General features: G+C 73.9%; 18 protein-coding genes and 1 riboswitch. Of the genes, 12 read left to right on the forward strand and 6 right to left on the reverse strand.

The window, feature by feature from the left end:
• Nucleotides 1-234: 234 nt before the first annotated feature.
• A complete protein-coding gene (locus ACWDD9_RS39420; protein WP_449814257.1) occupies nt 235-1,668 on the reverse strand; it encodes an MFS transporter in 1,434 nt (477 codons plus the stop codon).
• 122 nt (nt 1,669-1,790) lie between these two features.
• Here ACWDD9_RS39420 and ACWDD9_RS39425 point away from each other — a divergent pair, with 122 nt between their 5' ends.
• Complete coding sequence (locus tag ACWDD9_RS39425; RefSeq protein WP_380777929.1) at nt 1,791-2,336, forward strand: winged helix-turn-helix transcriptional regulator; 546 nt, start codon at nt 1,791-1,793, stop codon at nt 2,334-2,336.
• A 106-nt stretch (nt 2,337-2,442) separates the two neighbouring features.
• Here the strand turns inward: ACWDD9_RS39425 and ACWDD9_RS39430 are convergent, their stop codons facing one another.
• From ACWDD9_RS39430 to ACWDD9_RS39445, 4 genes are all read right to left on the reverse strand, one after another.
• Nucleotides 2,443-3,633, reverse strand: coding sequence for an alpha/beta hydrolase family protein (locus ACWDD9_RS39430; protein ID WP_449814258.1), 1,191 nt, complete (start codon nt 3,631-3,633; stop codon nt 2,443-2,445).
• 159 nt (nt 3,634-3,792) lie between these two features.
• On the reverse strand, nt 3,793-4,485 hold the full coding sequence (locus ACWDD9_RS39435; protein ID WP_449814259.1) for a hypothetical protein: 693 nt from the start codon (nt 4,483-4,485) through the stop codon (nt 3,793-3,795).
• A 561-nt stretch (nt 4,486-5,046) separates the two neighbouring features.
• Nucleotides 5,047-6,111, reverse strand: a complete 1,065-nt coding sequence (locus ACWDD9_RS39440; RefSeq protein ID WP_449814260.1) for a serine hydrolase domain-containing protein — start codon at nt 6,109-6,111, stop codon at nt 5,047-5,049.
• 144 nt (nt 6,112-6,255) lie between these two features.
• Nucleotides 6,256-6,669 (reverse strand): HIT family protein, encoded by a 414-nt coding sequence (locus ACWDD9_RS39445; RefSeq protein WP_375874879.1) that lies wholly within the window; start codon nt 6,667-6,669, stop codon nt 6,256-6,258.
• A 183-nt stretch (nt 6,670-6,852) separates the two neighbouring features.
• Between ACWDD9_RS39445 and ACWDD9_RS39450 the strand changes: the two genes are divergently transcribed.
• On the forward strand, nt 6,853-7,041 hold the full coding sequence (locus tag ACWDD9_RS39450; protein ID WP_049651337.1) for a YegP family protein: 189 nt from the start codon (nt 6,853-6,855) through the stop codon (nt 7,039-7,041).
• 198 nt (nt 7,042-7,239) lie between these two features.
• On the opposite strand, the gene ACWDD9_RS39455 is transcribed toward ACWDD9_RS39450, so the two are convergent.
• The gene (locus tag ACWDD9_RS39455; RefSeq protein WP_079272680.1) at nt 7,240-7,944 is read right to left on the reverse strand and encodes an MSMEG_1061 family FMN-dependent PPOX-type flavoprotein; all 705 of its coding nucleotides are present in this window, start codon (nt 7,942-7,944) and stop codon (nt 7,240-7,242) included.
• Nucleotides 7,945-8,139: 195 nt separating this feature from the next.
• Between ACWDD9_RS39455 and ACWDD9_RS39460 the strand changes: the two genes are divergently transcribed.
• The 10 genes from ACWDD9_RS39460 (at nt 8,140) to ACWDD9_RS39505 (ending at nt 16,797) form a co-directional block, all read left to right on the forward strand.
• Nucleotides 8,140-8,487, forward strand: a complete 348-nt coding sequence (locus tag ACWDD9_RS39460) for an antibiotic biosynthesis monooxygenase family protein (RefSeq protein ID WP_049651338.1) — start codon at nt 8,140-8,142, stop codon at nt 8,485-8,487.
• Nucleotides 8,488-8,687: 200 nt separating this feature from the next.
• Nucleotides 8,688-8,815, forward strand: a riboswitch (FMN riboswitch).
• A 223-nt stretch (nt 8,816-9,038) separates the two neighbouring features.
• Nucleotides 9,039-9,794, forward strand: coding sequence for a riboflavin synthase (locus tag ACWDD9_RS39465; protein WP_449814261.1), 756 nt, complete (start codon nt 9,039-9,041; stop codon nt 9,792-9,794).
• On the forward strand, nt 9,791-10,438 hold the full coding sequence (locus tag ACWDD9_RS39470; RefSeq protein WP_049651339.1) for a nicotinamide mononucleotide transporter family protein: 648 nt from the start codon (nt 9,791-9,793) through the stop codon (nt 10,436-10,438). The genes ACWDD9_RS39465 and ACWDD9_RS39470 overlap by 4 nt, the downstream gene beginning before the upstream one ends.
• 5 nt (nt 10,439-10,443) lie before the next feature.
• Nucleotides 10,444-11,727 (forward strand): bifunctional 3,4-dihydroxy-2-butanone-4-phosphate synthase/GTP cyclohydrolase II, encoded by a 1,284-nt coding sequence (locus tag ACWDD9_RS39475; protein WP_449814275.1) that lies wholly within the window; start codon nt 10,444-10,446, stop codon nt 11,725-11,727.
• Nucleotides 11,728-11,775: 48 nt separating this feature from the next.
• The gene (gene ribH, locus ACWDD9_RS39480) at nt 11,776-12,249 is read left to right on the forward strand and encodes a 6,7-dimethyl-8-ribityllumazine synthase (protein WP_049651340.1); all 474 of its coding nucleotides are present in this window, start codon (nt 11,776-11,778) and stop codon (nt 12,247-12,249) included.
• A gap of 112 nt (nt 12,250-12,361) precedes the next feature.
• The gene (locus ACWDD9_RS39485; RefSeq protein ID WP_049651341.1) at nt 12,362-12,634 is read left to right on the forward strand and encodes a phosphoribosyl-ATP diphosphatase; all 273 of its coding nucleotides are present in this window, start codon (nt 12,362-12,364) and stop codon (nt 12,632-12,634) included.
• A 57-nt stretch (nt 12,635-12,691) separates the two neighbouring features.
• Nucleotides 12,692-13,540 carry an ATP phosphoribosyltransferase gene (gene hisG, locus ACWDD9_RS39490; protein ID WP_049651342.1) on the forward strand — a complete coding sequence of 283 codons (849 nt, stop codon included), beginning with the start codon at nt 12,692-12,694 and terminating at the stop codon, nt 13,538-13,540.
• Nucleotides 13,541-13,648: 108 nt separating this feature from the next.
• Complete coding sequence (locus ACWDD9_RS39495; protein ID WP_259316486.1) at nt 13,649-14,089, forward strand: PH domain-containing protein; 441 nt, start codon at nt 13,649-13,651, stop codon at nt 14,087-14,089.
• A 321-nt stretch (nt 14,090-14,410) separates the two neighbouring features.
• Nucleotides 14,411-15,754: a hemolysin family protein gene (locus ACWDD9_RS39500; protein ID WP_449814262.1), complete on the forward strand. Its 1,344-nt coding sequence runs from the start codon at nt 14,411-14,413 to the stop codon at nt 15,752-15,754.
• Nucleotides 15,751-16,797 (forward strand): hemolysin family protein, encoded by a 1,047-nt coding sequence (locus ACWDD9_RS39505; RefSeq protein ID WP_049651345.1) that lies wholly within the window; start codon nt 15,751-15,753, stop codon nt 16,795-16,797. The genes ACWDD9_RS39500 and ACWDD9_RS39505 overlap by 4 nt, the downstream gene beginning before the upstream one ends.
• Nucleotides 16,798-16,820: the final 23 nt, after the last annotated feature.

Here is a 16,820-nt window from a genome sequence, read left to right on the forward strand (position 1 = left end):
AACAGGCCCAACCACCCGATTCCAGCAACTCTGCCAACAACCGGATGGCGGGACTCGAACCCGTCACTCATGAAGATCACCAACAGCATCCGGAAAGTCGTCCAGAACCTCAACCGTTGCCGACAAAACCGGTGCCTGTGTTGCCGCAGGTGGGGAGGCGTTTCAGCTGCCGCGGCGGAAGTCGGATGGGTCGACTTCTGGTGTCTCGCGGGGGTGGGAGGGGGTCCCGGTGGCTCACGGGACGGGGGTGGGGTGGGTGGTGCGGGATTCGGTGGTGTGGGCGGCGAGGGCGAGGAGGGCGCCGAGGAGGCAGAGGGCGGCGGCGGTGAGGGTGGCCCGGTCGGTGCCTGCGGCGAGGGTGTGGGCGGTGGGGTGGGGGGAGCCGGCGACGGTGACGGTGAGGGCCACGCCGAGGGCCGAACCCAGGTAGCGGGAGGTGTTGTTGGCGCCGGAGCCCATGGCGGCCCGGTGCGCGGGGACGCTGCTGACCGCGAGCCGGGCGAGCGCCGCGTTGAGGATGCCGCTGCCGATGCCCGCGACGGCGAGCCCCGGGGCCAGTCGCAGCCAGGACGAGCCGGGGGTGAGCCCGTACAGCGCGGCCTCGCCGGTGCCGCAGACGAGCAGGCCGAGGGCGACCTGGGCGGTGGCGGACAGGCGGGTGGCCAGGTGGCGGGCCTGGAGCGCGGAGACCACCGAGAGGCCCGACCACAGGGCCAGCACGCCGGCCGCGGCCGGGCCGGACAGGCCGAGCACGCCCTGGAGCAGGGTGGGCAGGTAGCTCATGAAGCCGACCAGGGCCAGCCCGGTGAACAGCGCCCCGCCGGTGGCCGCGATGAAGCCGGGGCTGCGGAACAGGGCGAGGTCCAGCATCGGCTCCCGGACCTTCGCCTCGACCACGGCGAACGCCGCCAGCAGCAGCACCCCGCCCGCCAGCAGTGCCACCACGGCGGGCTGTCCCCAGCCGTCGCGGCCTTCGGCCAGTCCGGCGATCAGGCAGGAGGTGCCGGCGGCCAGGGTGAGCACCCCGTACGGGTCGAGGGCACGTGGGCGTTCGGCCCGTGACTCGGTGAGGACCCCGGCGGCGCAGCCGGCCACCACGGCCGCGGCCACCGCGATCCCGCCGCTGACCGCGCGCCATCCGGCCCACTGCTGGACCAGGGCGCCGTACACCGGCCCGATCGCGATGCCCAGCCCGACCGCCGCGCCCCAGACGCCGAGCGCCCGGATCCGGCCGGGCCCGGGCGGGTGGGCGTGGCTGATCAGGCCGAGCGCGGGGGCCAGGACGGCGGCCGAGGCGGCGCCGAGGAGTACCCGGGAGGCCAGGTAGACGGCGCCGCCGGGGGCGAGGGCGGCCAGCGCCTCGGTGGCGGCGAACAGCAGCACGCCGAAGGTGAAGACCCGCTTGCGGCCGTGGTCGTCGGCGGCGCTCCCGGCGGTGAGCAGCAGCGCCGAGATGCCGACCAGGGTGCCGGTGAGGATCCAGGTGCGGCCGGAGGCGCCCAGGTGGGCGGCCTGGGCGGTGGCGGCGAGCGAGGCGGCGGGGGCGGTGTACGCGACGGTGGTCAGGGCGGTCGCCGCCGCGGTGGTCGCCAGCGTGGCCCCGGGCCGGACGCGCGGGCCCGGGGCGGGGGAGGAGGCGGGTGAGGAGCCAGGTGGTGCGGGGGGCATGGGTGTTCCCTCCGAGGGCCGGACCTTCATGGTCTGGTGAATGAACCTTCGTCTCGGACGGCACGCTACCACTGCTGGTCTCTTCATTGAACCCACAAGGGGGGTGGACTAGGCTGACGCCCATGGCCCTGGGAACCGACTACGAACTGCAGGAGTGCGCGCTGGCCCGCGCCCTGGAGGTGGTCGGCGAGCGCTGGAGCCTGCTGATCGTGCGCGACGCGTTCTACGGTGTGCAGCGCTTCAACGACTTCCTCACCCACCTCGGCATCCCGCGCGCCGTCCTCACCTCGCGCCTCAACGCCCTGGTCGCGGCCGGGGTGCTGCGCAAGGAGCCGTACCAGCGGGCGCCGCTGCGCCACGGCTACCTGCTGACCAGTACCGGGCTCGAACTCTGGGGCCCGCTCTACCAGTTGAGTCGCTGGGGCGGCCGGCACGCCACCGAGGGGGGTCCGTACCACCTCTTCGCGCACGCCGTCTGCGGCACCGACCTCGACCTCGTCGGCGTCTGCCCGGCCTGCGGCGGCGGGCCCGTCCCGCCGACCGCGGTCGTCATGCGCCCCAACCCCGCCCGGGCCGGCGGCCACCGCGAGGACCCGGTCTCCCGCGCCCTGGTCCGCCCCCACCCGCTGCTCGAACCGATCGCCTCGGCGGCAGTGCTGCCCGGCTGACCGTCGGCAGAGCGCCCGTACACCGACGGGGCCGCCGGCGCGCTGCCGACGGCCCCGCCCCGGGAACCGCTGTCACTCGGAAATCGCTGTCATTCGGGGACGGCCGTCAGGGGGTGAACCGCACCTCCGGGTTGGCGGCGCTCGGCCCGTCGAGCAGCGGCTGGGGGACGCCCTTCAGCTGGAGGTCGAAGAACGCCCCGACGTACTGCCGGGTGAGGGCGACGGCCCGCTGGCTGCCGATGGTGGTGTCCGGGCCCTTGGGGAGGCCGAGCCCGTCGAAGAAGAGCGGGAAGTCGGTGAAGCTGCCGTGGTCGGTGCCGTCGACGGTCAGCCAGCGCTTCCAGCCGTCCAGCCGGGGCCAGCTCCTGAGCCAGCTCTCGTCCTCGCCGCCGCCGGGCAGCGGGTGGCCGATCATCAGGTACGGCTTGCCCTTGATGCCGGACTCGGGCACCAGGTAGTCCATGGTGCCGTCCAGGTCGACCCCGGCCCGGATCCGGTCGTCGGTGAGCAGGGCCGGGACGGTGGCGGCGCCACCGGCGGAGTGCCCGGCCATGGCGATCCGGTCGCGGTCGATCAGCCGGGCGTAGCGCCAGGCCGGGTGCGGGCGGTCGGTCAACTGGTCGATGACGAAGGAGACGTCCTTCGCCCGGCTCGCGTCCAGGGCCTCCCAGGCCTCCTGGGTCCTCAGCGTCCCGCACACCTCGCAGGGGAGCGTCCGGCCGTCGGGGAAGGTGGTCCCGGTGTTCTCGTAGGTGTGGTCGACCAGCGCGACGACGTAGCCGCGGCTGGTCAGGTCCTCGGCGAGGCTGCTGAGCGTGGCACGCGGCATGGTGAAGCCGGGCGAGAGGACCACCAGCGGGTAGTGGCCGCCCTGGGGGCGGGCCCCGGACTCCGCCCACGTCCGGGTGCCGGACACCGCCTCGGTCGGGATGGTGTTGCCCGGCAGCTTCCCGTCCAGCAGCGCGCGGGCCGCGGCGGGCGTCATGTACGGGGCGGGGGTGCCCGTCCCGGCGTGCGCGGGGTAGTACATCGAGACCATCAGCTGGCGCGGACCCGCGGCGGGCACCCACGGGTCCGTACGGTTCTGGTCCACGAGGTGCAGGACCTCCTGCCCGACCGCGTACGGCCCGGTCGGGCGGGGGAGTTCGACCTGGGCGGCGGCCCGGGTGGTCGGGTTCGCGGGAGCGGTGGCGGAGTTGGCGGGCGCGGCCGCCAGGGCCGGCGCGGCGGCGGCGACGGACAGCGGCAGCGCGAGCAGCAGGGCCGCAGCGGCGGCGGTCGTACGGAGTCGGCTCATGTCAGCGACCGTAGGCCGCCCGCCATGGAACTGACGTCCACTCAGCGGCGTACTGATCCCTTCCGGAAGGCACTGTGGCGCCCCCTAGGGGGCGGGCCCGGGCGGACCTGCGCGAACATGCGGGAAGCTGCACCGGGGCTGCTCGGCCCGGGCGGGCCGTCAGCCGGTGGAGGCCGTCCGGAGGTCCTCCAGGAAGCCTGCGGCCGCACGGGCGTTGGGCACCGGGAAGGTGAGCGGGAGACCGGCCGAGTGCGTCCGGACCTCCAGCTCGCCGAGGGCGGAGGCCCGGGCCGAGTGCACCTCCGGCCACCGGTAGGCCTCCGTCGCGGCGAGCGGGTGCGGCGGCCGGTGCACCAGCCCGCCGGCCGTCACCGTCAGTCGCCCCCGGACGAAGCGGACGCTCCCCTCCGCGCGCAGCGTCTCGTGCAGGGCGGCCCGGAGCCCGGGGGAGAGACGCTCCTCCAGTTCCCGGAACAGCCTGCCCAGCCCGCCCAGGTGCGCCAGCACCAGCGGCTCGTCCGCGCCCGCCGGCCATATTCGCCCGTGCTCGTACTCCCCGTGCGGCCCTCCCGGGGAGTACTCGGTGGCCTCCATCGCGCGCCAGGGCAGCGGCTCCTCGTGGCCGCCGGCCGAGACCAGCACCAGCCCGCCCTCGTGGACCCGTACGGAGCGCAGCCCGGGTGTGGGCCGCAGCCGCTCGTACCCGCTCACCGCCACCACCGCGGCGGCGGCCAGTACGGGCGCGGGCCACCACTCGCCGAGCGCCAGACAGACCACCACGGAGACGGCCACCCCGCAGGAGTGCAGCCACACCCGCGCCGGCCAGGACAGCGGCCGGAACCGTCTGTGCACCCGCAGCACCGGGCCCAGTCGACCGGCAGCGCCGGCCGAACCAGCCACGTCGGCCGCACCGGCAGAAGCGGCCAGGTCGGCAGAACCGGTCGCACCCGCCGACCGCACCCGCGTCGGCGACCACGTCACCGCCACGTCGGCCCCCTTTCACTCGGCCCAGTCGGAGGGCTCCCCCAACGGAACCGCGACTTCCAGAACCCCAGCATCGACCGCGCGCCGCCCCCGGCGACAGTGCCAATCAGCACCTTTTGGCCTGGTTCGATCCCGCCATCATCGCGCCCCGGCCGCAGCCGCCCGCCACGGGGGTGGGGACGAACGGCCCGGGTGCCCCTGGGCGGGGCCGCAACGCCCGCCAGGGCGGCCCGCACCACCGTCATACCGAGCTCCCTCCGCTCCGCGGCAACCCCTCAGGAGGGCCGCAACCATCGGATGCCCAGGATCGACTCCTCACCGCGCCCGCCGACAGTGCCGATCGGCACATTCCGATCGAAATCCCCCGCCGCCGGCGAGCGGCAGCCCCGCCGTCACCCGTCGCCGCCGCCACCGCCGCCGCCACCGCCCTCACCCCGTCGCCGCGAACCCGTTCTGCAGCCCGCGCAGCAGCGCCGTGCCCGCCGGATCGACCGACCGGCGGGTGTTGGCCAGCACCACGGCGCCGACCCGCTTCTCCGGGTCGAAGGCCACGAACGAACGGAACCCGCCGGTGCCCCCGTTGTGCCAGATCTGGAGGTGCCCGCCCTGCTGGGTGTGCAGCCGGTGCCCGAGCCAGCCCAGGTGCGTCCAGGCGAAGGGGTTGACCCGGTGGCGGGTCTCCCGGGTGAGGGCGATCGCGGCCGACAGCGGCGCCTCCGGCTCGCGCCCGGCGGCGAGTTGGGCCCGCAGGAACACCACCAGGTCGGCGGCGGTCGACCGGAGCCCGCCCATGCCGGGCACGGCCCCGAAGCTCCAGTGCGGCACCGGCCGGCCGCCCGGCGTGTGCCCGTGCGCCAGCCGCGCGGACTGCTCCTCGTCCGACCGCACGCAGGTGTCCACCAGGCCCAGCGGCGCGCAGACCTCGCGCGCCACCAACTCCTCGTACCCGACGCCGGACCGCTGCGCGAGGGCCAGGCCGAGCAGCCCCGCGCCGAGGTTGGAGTAGCGGAAGCCGCGCCCGGGCGCGGTCCGCAGCCGCGTCCGCGCGAGCCCGTCGAGCACCCACTCGGTAGTGCAACCGGCGTACGGATCGGGCTTGTTGGGGGACAGCAGTGACTGCGCCAGCATGCCCCGGGGCAGCCGGGGGAGCCCAGAGGTGTGGGTGGCGAGGTGCCGCAGGGTGATCGGCTGCGGGCCCCTGGCCGGGACGACGGCCCGACCGCCCGAGGCCCCCGTGAGCACCTCGGCGAGCGGTTCGTCCAGCCGGACGGCTCCGTCGAGCGCCAGCCGTGCGAGCACGAGCGAGGTGAACACCTTGGTGACGGAGCCTATGTCGAACAGCGTGTGCGGCCCGGGTATCCCACGGCCCGGACCGGTCCGCCCGGCACCCCGGATCTCCACGTCGTCGCCGGCCAGCCCGGCGACCACCGCGCCGACGTGTCGGCCCGCGAGCCGGTCGGCCGTCTGCTGCACGAGACAGGCGAGTTCGTTCATGCTCGCGAGCCTAGGCGCCCGGTTCGGCCGGATCGTCCGCCCGGAAAACGATATCGACCCCGCCGATGCTCCTGCGGAGGTACGACCCCAACCGACCCCCCGCGCGATCCCCACGGCAGGGCGCGGAGCCGGAGCCCCGCCCCGTCACCCCTCCAGAGCCTCCCGCAGCCGGGCCGCGACCTCCGCCGCCCCCGCCTCGTCCGGATACCGCCGCCGGGGCCAGAAGAACCCGCGCAGCCCGTCCTTCGGATTGCGCGGCACCACGTGGACGTGCAGGTGCGGCACCGACTGGCTGATCCGGTTGTTCGCCGCCACGAAACTGCCCGCCGCGCCCAGCCCGCGCTCGACGGCCCCCGCCACCCGCTGCACCCGCAGGAAGAACGGCCCGACCTCGGCCGCGGGCAGGTCGGCCAGCGTCGGGTGGTGGGCGCGCGGCACGACCAGGACGTGCCCGGGGAACAGCGGCCGGCGGTCCAGGAAGGCCACCGCCACCTCGTCGTCCAGCACCCGGTGCGCCGGCTCCTCGCCCGCCACCACCGCACAGAAGACGCAGTCCATCCGTCCATTCAAACCACCGGCCGCCCGCCCCGGCACCTCCGCAAACCCCGGTGGGCCCGGCATCACCCGTCCGGCCGCCGCCCGGGTGCGGCCTGGGCGGTGCCGGGCGCACGGTGGCGCCGGGGGCCGGACAGCGGGCGCATCGAGCGCTCCACGAGGAGGCCCCGCGAGGAGGTGGCCCCGATGTCGGGCAAGTTCGAGGTCTATCAGGACGCCGGTGGCAAGTACCGGTTCCGGCTCAAGGCGGGCAACGGCGAGATCGTCGCCACCGGCCAGGGCTACGCCAGCAAGGACGCGGCCCACAAGGGCGTCGAGGCGGTCCAGCGGGCCGCCGACGGCGCGCCCGTGGTGGACCTTCCCAAGGCTGCCTGAGCCCACCGCCGCCCGAACCCGAGGCGGCCTGAGCCACGGGGCAGCCGGAGCCCCGAGGCTCAGGCCGGGCGCGCGGCCCGGCGCCCGACCCACCCGGGCCGGCCGCCGGCCGCCGGGCACCTCGCCGGGCACCCGCCAAACCGACCGCCGGCCACTCACAGCGAGACGGGGACCCCGAGCGGAGAAGTCCCCGCTACCTCACTCGTACCGGTACAGCAGCGCCTCCCGCTCGATTTGCTCGATCATCTCCACGGTCAGCGACTCGTCCCGCAGGTGCGAGAGCGTGACCTCCGCCGAACTCGGCTGCTCGTCCTTGGCGAGCCAGTTCTCCGGCTTCCACGCCGAGGAGCGCAGGAAGGCCTTCGGGCAGTGCCCGTACACCTCCTCGACGGCGACCACGATGGCGCTGCGCGGCGGCTTGCCGACGGCGGTCAGCTGCCGCAGCAGCTCCGGGTCGGTCGAGACGCAGGCGCGCCCGTTGACCCGCAGGGTGGCGTCCCGGCCGGGGACGACGAAGAGCAGCCCGACCCGGCCGGTCTCCAGGATGTTGTGCAGGGTGTCCAAGCGCTTGTTGCCGGTGGCGTCCGGAATGGCCAGGGTGTACTCGTCGAGCACCGAGACCAGCCCGGCCGGCCCGCCGCGCGGGGAGACGTCGCAGCGCCCGGCGGCGTCCGCGCTGGCCACGAAGACCAGCGGGGAGCAGGCGATCAGGCGCTGGGCGACCTCGTGCAGGTGGTCGACCTGCTTGCGGCGCGCCTGGTCGCCGGGCTGCTCGTAGATCTCGCGCAGCTGGGCGGGATCGCTGAGCGCGCCCGCGTGGAGGGCGTCGAACAGGCTGCCCGGCCGGTTCGGCGCGGTGGTTGCGGTGGTTGACGAAACGACAGATTCCGGTGTGGTCGTCATACCGGGAATGTAGCCGAGGCCGCTCGGCACACCCCGTTCCCCGGGCCCTCGCAACCCTCCGTGAAATTCCGGCCCCACCCCTCCCCACCAGCGGTTTTCCGCTCATAATGGGGGCCAGGGACCACTGGCTCGGGGCTCGCCGGGCGGGGACCGCCGGGTCAGTGGTCAGCGCGCCCGGGCGAGGGATGCCCGGGCGTGGGACGCCAGCCGCAGCCGGAGGTGGTGGTCGTGATCGTCAGGATCTGGGCCGGGCAGGTCTCGGCCGGTCGCATCGAGGAGTTCTGCGCGCACCTGGCCGCCCAGGTGATCCCGCAGCTCGGGCGGACCGACGGCTGCCTCGGCGGCGAGCTGCTGCGCTCGGTGTCCGAGGACGGGCACCGGGTGCTGGTGCTGAGCCGCTGGCGCGACGAGGAGGCGCTGCGCGGGTACGCGGGGCCGATGTGGCGGATCCGGCCGGTCTGGTCGGAGGGTGAGCTGAGCTACCTCGCCCACCCGCCGGAGGTCACCCACTTCACGTCGATCACCGCCCCCGCGGCCCTCTGAGCCGCGGCCCTCCGAGCGCATGGCCCGCCGAACACGCGCACCCCCGCGCACATGGCCCGCCAAGCAGGCCCGCCCCCGGCGGAGCCGCGGTAGCACCCCGCCGCGCATTCCCCGCAAGCCCGTGAAACAGACCACAGCCGGAGGCCCTCCCTGCCCTTGCGCCGACCGTGGCACAATGACGGCATCAAGCAGTGACGTTCAGCGCACTCCGGGGTCGGTGAAAATCCGAACCGGCGGTTACAGTCCGCGACCCGTCCGCAGCCAGCGGCCGGTTGACCAGGTGAAATTCCTGGACCGACGGTTAAAGTCCGGATGGGAGGCGTGCGCGGGCGGACGAAGAGCAGTACCCGTGGGTCCACTGGCAGGAGACTGCCTCCCGGGCCCCGGTCAGGTGAACGACGGGAGCGGTGTCTCCCGTGCCGGGCGAGCGATCTCCCGGTGGCCTCGGCATCCCCGGCGACGGGTGTGTCCCGGGTCCGTGCGCCGGTGCCCGTCCGTGTCATCTCCCATGCCGCCCCGGAGTCCGCGCCCCAAGCGCGAGGAGAACCCGGGTGTTCACCGGCATCATCGAAGAGCTCGGCGAGGTCGTGTCGATCGAGGAGATCGGCGACTCCTCGCGGATCCGCCTGCGCGGCCCGGTGGTCTGTACGGGTGCCCGGCACGGCGACTCCATCGCGGTCAACGGCGTGTGCCTGACCGTTGTCGACAGCCCGGCGGAACTGGCCGCCGGCACCGGCGAGTTCAGCGCCGACGTGATGGCCGAGACGCTGCACCGCTCCAGCCTCGGCGCGCTGGCGCCCGGCTCGCGGGTCAATCTGGAGCGCGCCATGGCGCTCGGCGCCCGGCTGGGCGGCCACCTCGTCCAGGGCCATGTCGACGCCACCGGGCGGCTGTTGAGCCGCGAGCCGGGCGAGCGCGACGCGGCGGGCGAGCTGCGCTGGGAGGTGCTGCGGTTCTCGCTGCCCGGCACGATCTCCCGCTACCTGGTGGAGAAGGGCTCGATCACGGTCGACGGCGTCAGCCTCACCGTGGTGGAGGCGGCTGCGGACAGCTTCACCGTCAGCCTCATCCCGACCACCCTCGCGCTGACCACGCTCGGCGCCAAGGCCGTAGGGGAGGGCGTCAACCTGGAGGTGGACGTGCTCGCGAAGTACGTCGAGCGCCTCCTGGAGTCCCGCACCCTGCCCGACTTCCCGAACCTGCCGAACCTGCCGAACCTTTCCAACCCGCCCCACCCGTCCGACCTTTCCAGCCCGTCCACCCCGTCCGGCCTGCCGGTCGACGGAACCCCGGGGGAGTCCGAGTGAGCTGGCTCAGCGGCGAGGCGTTCACCGTCCTCGGCGAACACGTCAAGTGGGCCGACATGTTCGGCAACATCCTCGGCCTCGGCGGGCTCGCGCTCGGCTGGCGCCGCTCGGTCTGGAGCTGGCCGGTCCAGCTGCTGTCCGGCGCGGTGCTGATCGCGGCCTACCTCGGCGGCCACGTCCCCGGCCTGATCGGCAAGCAGCTGATCGTGATCGTCACCGCCGCCTGGGGCTGGGCGCAGTGGCAGCGGGGCCGCCGCGAGGGCGGCACGATCGCCGTACGGTTCGCGAGTTGGCGCGAGCGGATCGCGCTGGCGGCGGGTACGGCGGCCGGCACGGTCGCGCTCGCCCTGCTCTTCACGTCCTACCCCAGCCTGTCCTGGAGCCCCTGGTCGGACGCCTACGTCTTCGTCGGCACGCTGGCCGCGATGGTCGCCCAGGCCCGCGGCTGGGTGGAGTTCTGGTTCGCCTGGATCGCGGTCGACGCGGTCGGCGTGCCGTTCGCCTTCAACAGCGGCTACACCTTCTCCGGCCTCACCTACTCCGTCTACTTCGTCCTGGTGCTGCTCGGCCTGCGGTCCTGGTGGCTGAGCACCCGTGAGCCGCGCGCCAAGTCCGCCACCGTCCCGCAGGGAGCCACGGTATGACCGAGATGACCGAGAACCAGTCCAGCAACGGGGCCACCGGGCCCGACTCCGACCCCGAGCTCGTCCTCGACCCGGTCGAGCGGGCGATCGCCGACATCGCGCTCGGCCGCGCCGTGGTCGTGGTCGACGACGAGGACCGCGAGAACGAGGGCGACATCGTCTTCGCCGCGTCCGCCGCGACCGCCGAGCTGATGGCCTTCACCGTCCGCTACAGCTCCGGCGTGATCTGCGCCCCGATGACCGGCGAGGAGCTGGACCGCCTCAAGCTCCCGCCGATGACCCAGGTCAACGAGGACCGCAAGGGCACCGCGTACACCGTCTCGGTGGACGCCCGGGAGGGGGTCGACACCGGCATCTCCGCCGCCGACCGCGCCCGCACCGTACGGCTGCTGTCCTCGCCCGGCACCGAGCCCGGCGACCTCACCCGCCCCGGGCACGTCTTCCCGCTGCGCGCCGTCGAGGGCGGCGTGCTGGTCCGCCCCGGCCACACCGAGGCCGCCGTCGACCTGGCCCGGCTCGCCGGGCTGCCGCCGGCCGGCGCGATCGCCGAGGTGGTCAACGACGACGGCACCATGGCCCGGCTGCCCGAGCTGGTCGCCTTCGCCCGCGAGCACGGCCTGGCGATCATCTCCATCGAGGACCTGATCGCCTACCGCCGCCGTACCGAGCTGCACGTCGACCGGGCCGCCGCCACCGGCCTGCCCACCGTGCACGGGGAGTTCACCGCCGTCGGCTACCGGGGGACCATCGACGGCGTCGAGCACCTCGCGCTGGTGGCCGGCGGCCTGGACGCGGAGGGGCGGCTGCCGGACGGCGAGGACGTCCTGGTGCGGGTCCACTCCGAGTGCCTGACCGGTGACGTCTTCGGCTCGCTGCGCTGCGACTGCGGCCCGCAGCTGGAGGCCTCGCTGCAACGGGTCGCCGAGGCCGGGCGCGGCGTGGTGCTGTACCTGCGCGGCCACGAGGGGCGGGGGATCGGCCTGGCCCACAAGCTGCGCGCGTACGAGCTGCAGGAGCGGGGGCGGGACACCGTCGACGCCAACCTGGACCTCGGCCTGCCCGCCGACGCCCGCGACTACAGCATCGCGGCCCAGATGCTGGTGGACCTCGGCGTCCGCTCGCTCACCCTGCTCACCAACAACCCGCAGAAGCTGACCGCGCTCACCGAGCACGGGCTCAAGGTCAAGGGGCGCGAAGCGGTCGAGATCGCGCCCGGCGAGCACAACCTGCGCTACCTGCGCACCAAGCGCGACCGGATGGGCCACGACCTGCCCGGCCTCGGCTCCTGAAGCCGCACACCTCAGAACCAGCGACGACACCAGAGAACGGAAGAGAACATGAGCGGTCACGGAGCCCCCGAGCTGACCATCGACGGCGCCGCCGGCCTCAAGGTCGCCGTCGTCGCCGCCCAGTGGCACGACACGGTGATGAACGGCCTGCTGGACGGCGCGCACCGGGCGCTCAAGGAGCTGGGCGTCGCCGAGCCGACCGTGCTGCGGGTGCCCGGCACCTTCGAGCTGCCGGTCGCCGCCAAGCGCCTCGCCGAGCGCGGCTACGACGCCGTGGTCGCCCTCGGCGTGGTGATCCGCGGCGGGACCCCGCACTTCGACTACGTCTGCCAGGCGGCCACCAGCGGCCTCACCCAGGTCAGCGTGGACACCGGCGTCCCGGTCGGCTTCGGCGTGCTGACCTGCGACAACGAGGAGCAGGCGATCGACCGCGCCGGCCTGCCCGGCTCCGCCGAGGACAAGGGCCACGAGGCCGTCACCGCCGCCGTCGCCACCGTCGTGGCGCTGCGCGCCGCGCTCTGACACGGGGCCGCACCCGGTCCGTCCGGTCCCGGAGCGCGGACGTCCACCCGACTGTCCACGCTCCGGGACCGTTTACCGTCCGTCCGCCCGCACGCCGTAAGGTGGCCCCATCATGGCTTCGAAGACATTCGAGGAGCTCTACGCCGAGCTCCAGCAGAAGGCCGCCACCGGCGACCCCTCGTCCTCCCGTACCGCGCAGCTCGTCCAGCAGGGCGTCCATGCGATCGGCAAGAAGGTCGTCGAGGAGGCCGCCGAGGTCTGGATGGCCGCCGAGTTCCAGACGGACGAGCAGACGGCGGAGGAGATCTCGCAGCTCCTCTACCACCTCCAGGTGATGATGATCGCCCGCGGACTGACGCTCGACGACGTCTACAAGTACCTCTAGACACCCCCGCTCTCCCGAGCACCCCCATCCTCCGAACAGGTAAGGAAGCAACCTCCCATGCTGCGCATCGCCGTCCCCAACAAGGGTTCGCTCTCGGGTCCCGCGGCGGAGATGCTCCATGAGGCCGGCTACCGCCAGCGGAAGGACCCCAAGGAGCTCGTCCTCGTCGACCCGAACAACGAGGTGGAGTTCTTCTTCCTCCGCCCGCGCGACATCGCGGTGTACGTGGGCTCCGGCCGCCTCGACGTCGGCATCACCGGCCGCGACCTGCTGCTGGACTCGCACTCCAACGCCGAGGAGGTGCTCGCCCTCGGCTTCGCCGGGTCGACCTTCCGCTTCGCGCGCCCCGAGGGCGTGGACGTCGAGGACGTCAAGGGCCTGGAGGGCCTGCGGATCGCCACCTCGTACACCGGCCTGGTCGAGCAGCACCTGGCCGACCACGGCGTGAAGGCGACGGTCACCAAGCTGGACGGCGCGGTCGAGACCGCGGTGCAGCTGGGCGTCGCCGACGTGATCGCCGACGTGGTGGAGACCGGCACCAGCCTGCGCAACGCCGGCCTGGAGGTGTTCGGCGAGCCGATCCTGGTCTCCGACTCCGTGGTGATCCGGCCCAAGGGCGCGGGCGAGGACACCCGGGTGGAGCAGTTCCTGCGCCGCCTCCAGGGCGTGCTGGTGGCCCGCCGCTACGTGCTGATGGACTACGACATCCGCGCCGAGAAGGTCGGCGCGGCCGTCGCGCTCACCCCGGGCCTGGAGTCGCCGACCGTCTCGCCGCTGCACACCGAGGGCTGGGTCGCGGTGCGGTCGATGGTGCTCCGCAAGGAGGCCCAGCAGATCATGGACGACCTCTGGGGCATCGGCGCCCGGGCCATCCTGGTCACCAACATCCACGCCTGCCGCCTCTGACCCGCCCGCCCGAGCGCGGGTAAAGAACGGTTCAATGGGGCGGGGACGCCGGTCGGCGTCCCCGCCCCGCCGTGCTGCCGCCACCAGAACCACCCCCGGAGAACCCACGTGTCCACGCCGTCCGTCCAGTTCCCCGTCACCTGGGCTCCGCGCCGCACCCGCGCCGTACTGCTGCCGGTCTGCGTGCTGATGGTGGTGCTGTTCTCCGCGATGGCCGTGCTGCTCCCGGAGAACTGGCAGCTCAACGACCGGATCATGATGACGGCCAGCGGCGTGCTGTTCGCCGGCGTCGGCCTGATGCTGGCCCGCCCCAAGGTGAGCGCCGACGCGGAGGGCGTGACGGTGGTCAACTTCGTCCGCCGGCGCCGGCTGGCCTGGGCCGAGATCGTCCGGGTCAACTTCCGCCAGGGCGACCCGTGGGCCACCCTCGACCTCGCCGACGGCACTTCGCTCGCCGCGGTCGGCATCCAGTCCGGCGTCGGCAAGGACCAGGCGATCGCGGACGCCCGGGCGCTGCGCGACCTGGTCGAGCACCACGCCCAGGCCTGAGCCCGCTCCCGGGCCCGAAGGCCTGCGCCGGGTCTGAGCCCGGTCCCGGGCCTGAAGGCCTGCACCGGGCCTGAGCCCGCGCCCCGGCCCGCACCCGGGCGGACGTCCCCCCACCTGGGGTTCCCCGTCCCCGGCGGGCCGAACGGGCTTCCTACGCCCATCCGGGTATGGTCTACGCTGGTAAAAGCAGGGCAAAGTTCGCCCTGCCCGAAAATCGAGTGCCCGAACCCGACCAGAGGAGTGACACTCCCCCTCGATGGACGATCCGTCCGGTAGTACCTGCGCCGCCTCGCTTCCGCTCCCCGGAAGGCAGGCGGCACTGTGATCACCGCCTGGCTGCTGTTGCTCGCAGCCGTTCTCCTGATCCTCGCCAACGGCCTCTTCGTGGCTGCCGAGTTCGCCTTCGTGACCGTCGAGCGCGGTGAGGTGGAACGCTCCGCGGAGACGGGCGACGCCAAGTCCCGCCGCGTCGCCGGGGCCCTGCGGCACCTCTCCTTCGAGCTGTCCGGCGCCCAGCTCGGCATCACGGTCACCTCGCTGGTGGTCGGCATGCTCGCCGAGCCGGCCCTGTCGACCCTGCTCGCACCCGTCATGACCGGCATCGGCGTGCCCGACTCGGCCGCCCGCGGCGTCTCCGTGATCGTCGGCATGGTGCTGGCCACCGTCGTCCAGATGGTGATCGGCGAGCTGGTGCCGAAGAACTGGGCGATCTCCCGCCCGCTCCAGGTGGCCCGCGCGGTCGCCGCCCCGCACATGGCCTTCTCCCGGGTCTGCCGCCCGCTGATCAGCTTCCTCAACGGCACCGCCGACCGGACCGTACGGGCCTTCGGCGTCGAGCCGCAGGAGGAGCTGGGGCACGCCCGCACCCCCGACGAGCTGGTCTCGCTGGCCCGTCACTCGGCCAAGGCCGGCGCGATAGACGAGGAGTCGGCGACCCTGTTCGTCCGCACCCTCGCGCTGAGCGAGCTGACCGCCGAGTCCGTGATGACCCCGCGCGTCGACGTGGCCGCGCTCCAGCGCGACGCCACCGCCTCCGACGTCATCAACCTGACCCGGGCCACCGGCCTGTCCCGCTTCCCGGTGCACACCGACAGCCTGGACGAGGTCACCGGCATCGTCACGCTCAAGGACGCCCTGGCCGTCCCGGCCGCCCGGCGCGGCCTGGTGCGGGTCGCCGAGCTGGCCTCGCCGCCGCTGCTGGTGCCCGAGACGCTGCCCGCCGAGCGGCTGCTCGACCAGCTGCGCCGCCTCCAGCCGATGGCCATCGTGGTCGACGAGTACGGCGGCACCGCCGGCGTCGTCACCGTCGAGGACATCGTCGAGGAGATCGTCGGCGAGGTGCAGGACGAGCACGACCCCGACGACCACCCCGAGCTGTTCCCGCTGCCGCCGGTCAACGGCCTGTCGGTCTGGGAGGCCGACGGCCGCGCCCGGATCGACCAGCTGGAGCGGATCGGCCTGAACGCCCCGGACGGTCCGTACGAGACCCTGGCCGGCCTGGTCGCCGACCTGCTCGGCAAGCTCCCCGAGGTGGGCGAGCAGGCCGAGCTGCCCGGCTGGCGGTTCACCGTGACCGGTGTCGACCGCCACCGCACCACCGAGGTCCGGGTGGAGCGCACCACCGCGCCCGCGCGCTTCGACGAGGACCGGGAGGAGGGCCGATGACCGCCCTGCAACTGGCCGTCGCGCTGCTGCTCCTGCTCGGCAACGCCTTCTTCGTCGGCGCCGAGTTCGCCGTGGTGTCGGTGCGCCGCAGCCAGATCGAGCCGCTCGCCGAGGCCGGGCACAAGCGCGCCCGCACCGTGCTGCACGCGCTGTCCAACGTCTCGGCGATGCTGGCCGCCGCCCAGCTCGGCATCACGGTCTGCTCGCTGGGCCTCGGCGCCCTCGCCGAGCCGACCATCGCCTCCCTGCTGGAGGGCCCGTTCCACGCGATCGGCGTCCCGTCCGGCCTGATGCACCCGCTCTCGTTCGGCATCTCGCTCGCCCTCGTGGTCTTCCTGCACATGGTGTTCGGCGAGATGGTGCCGAAGAACATGGCCATGGCCGGCCCGGAGAAGGCCGCGCTCTGGCTCGGCCCGCCGCTGGACCGGCTGGCCCGCTGGCTCGCCCCGGTGATCCGGGCGCTGAACGCCTCCGCCAACGGCATCCTGAAGCTGTTCCGGGTGGACGCCAAGGACGAGGTCGAGTCGGTCTTCACCACCGAGCAGCTGATGTACCTGCTGGCGGACTCCCGGGACGCCGGGCTGCTCGACGAGAGCCGCCAGGAGCGCCTGGAGGACGCCCTGGAGCTGGGCCGCCGCCCGGTCACCGAGGTGCTGCTCAAGCCCGAGCAGCTGGTCACCGTGGACACCAAGGCGACCGCCGCCGAGGTCGAGGAGCTGGCGCTGCGCACCGGCTTCTCGCGCTTCCCGGTCACCGACGGCGACCCGGCCGGCCACGGCTACCTCGGCTACGTCCACCTCAAGGACATCCTCGACGTGGACGACCCCTCGGCACCCGTCCCGGCCCGCCTGTGGCGGCCGATCACGGTGCTGCGCGGCAGCCTCCCGCTGGACGACGCCCTCGGCGCGATGCGCCGGGCCACCTGCCACCTGGCCGCCGTGCTGGACCAGGACGGGCGCACGCTCGGCGTGGTCATGCTGGAGGACGTGCTGGAGGAGCTGGTCGGCGAGATGCACGACCCGGACCACCGCGCCACGGCCTGACGCCCGTCGGTCGGCGCCTCCCC

Source organism: Kitasatospora sp. NPDC001119 (genome assembly GCF_053598475.1).

Bases quoted from the DNA above. Each gene is read 5' to 3' on its own strand.
- ACWDD9_RS39455 (WP_079272680.1), bottom strand. From the start codon at position 7,944: ATGACGACCACACCGGAATCTGTCGTTTCGTCAACCACCGCAACCACC.
- hisG (WP_049651342.1), top strand. From the start codon at position 12,692: ATGCTGCGCATCGCCGTCCCCAACAAGGGTTCGCTCTCGGGTCCCGCG.
- ACWDD9_RS39445 (WP_375874879.1), bottom strand. From the start codon at position 6,669: ATGGACTGCGTCTTCTGTGCGGTGGTGGCGGGCGAGGAGCCGGCGCAC.
- ACWDD9_RS39485 (WP_049651341.1), top strand. From the start codon at position 12,362: ATGGCTTCGAAGACATTCGAGGAGCTCTACGCCGAGCTCCAGCAGAAG.
- ACWDD9_RS39450 (WP_049651337.1), top strand. From the start codon at position 6,853: ATGTCGGGCAAGTTCGAGGTCTATCAGGACGCCGGTGGCAAGTACCGG.
- ACWDD9_RS39440 (WP_449814260.1), bottom strand. From the start codon at position 6,111: ATGAACGAACTCGCCTGTCTCGTGCAGCAGACGGCCGACCGGCTCGCG.
- ACWDD9_RS39475 (WP_449814275.1), top strand. From the start codon at position 10,444: ATGACCGAGAACCAGTCCAGCAACGGGGCCACCGGGCCCGACTCCGAC.
- ACWDD9_RS39420 (WP_449814257.1), bottom strand. From the start codon at position 1,668: ATGCCCCCCGCACCACCTGGCTCCTCACCCGCCTCCTCCCCCGCCCCG.
- ACWDD9_RS39505 (WP_049651345.1), top strand. From the start codon at position 15,751: ATGACCGCCCTGCAACTGGCCGTCGCGCTGCTGCTCCTGCTCGGCAAC.
- ACWDD9_RS39425 (WP_380777929.1), top strand. From the start codon at position 1,791: ATGGCCCTGGGAACCGACTACGAACTGCAGGAGTGCGCGCTGGCCCGC.
- ribH (WP_049651340.1), top strand. From the start codon at position 11,776: ATGAGCGGTCACGGAGCCCCCGAGCTGACCATCGACGGCGCCGCCGGC.
- ACWDD9_RS39430 (WP_449814258.1), bottom strand. From the start codon at position 3,633: ATGAGCCGACTCCGTACGACCGCCGCCGCTGCGGCCCTGCTGCTCGCG.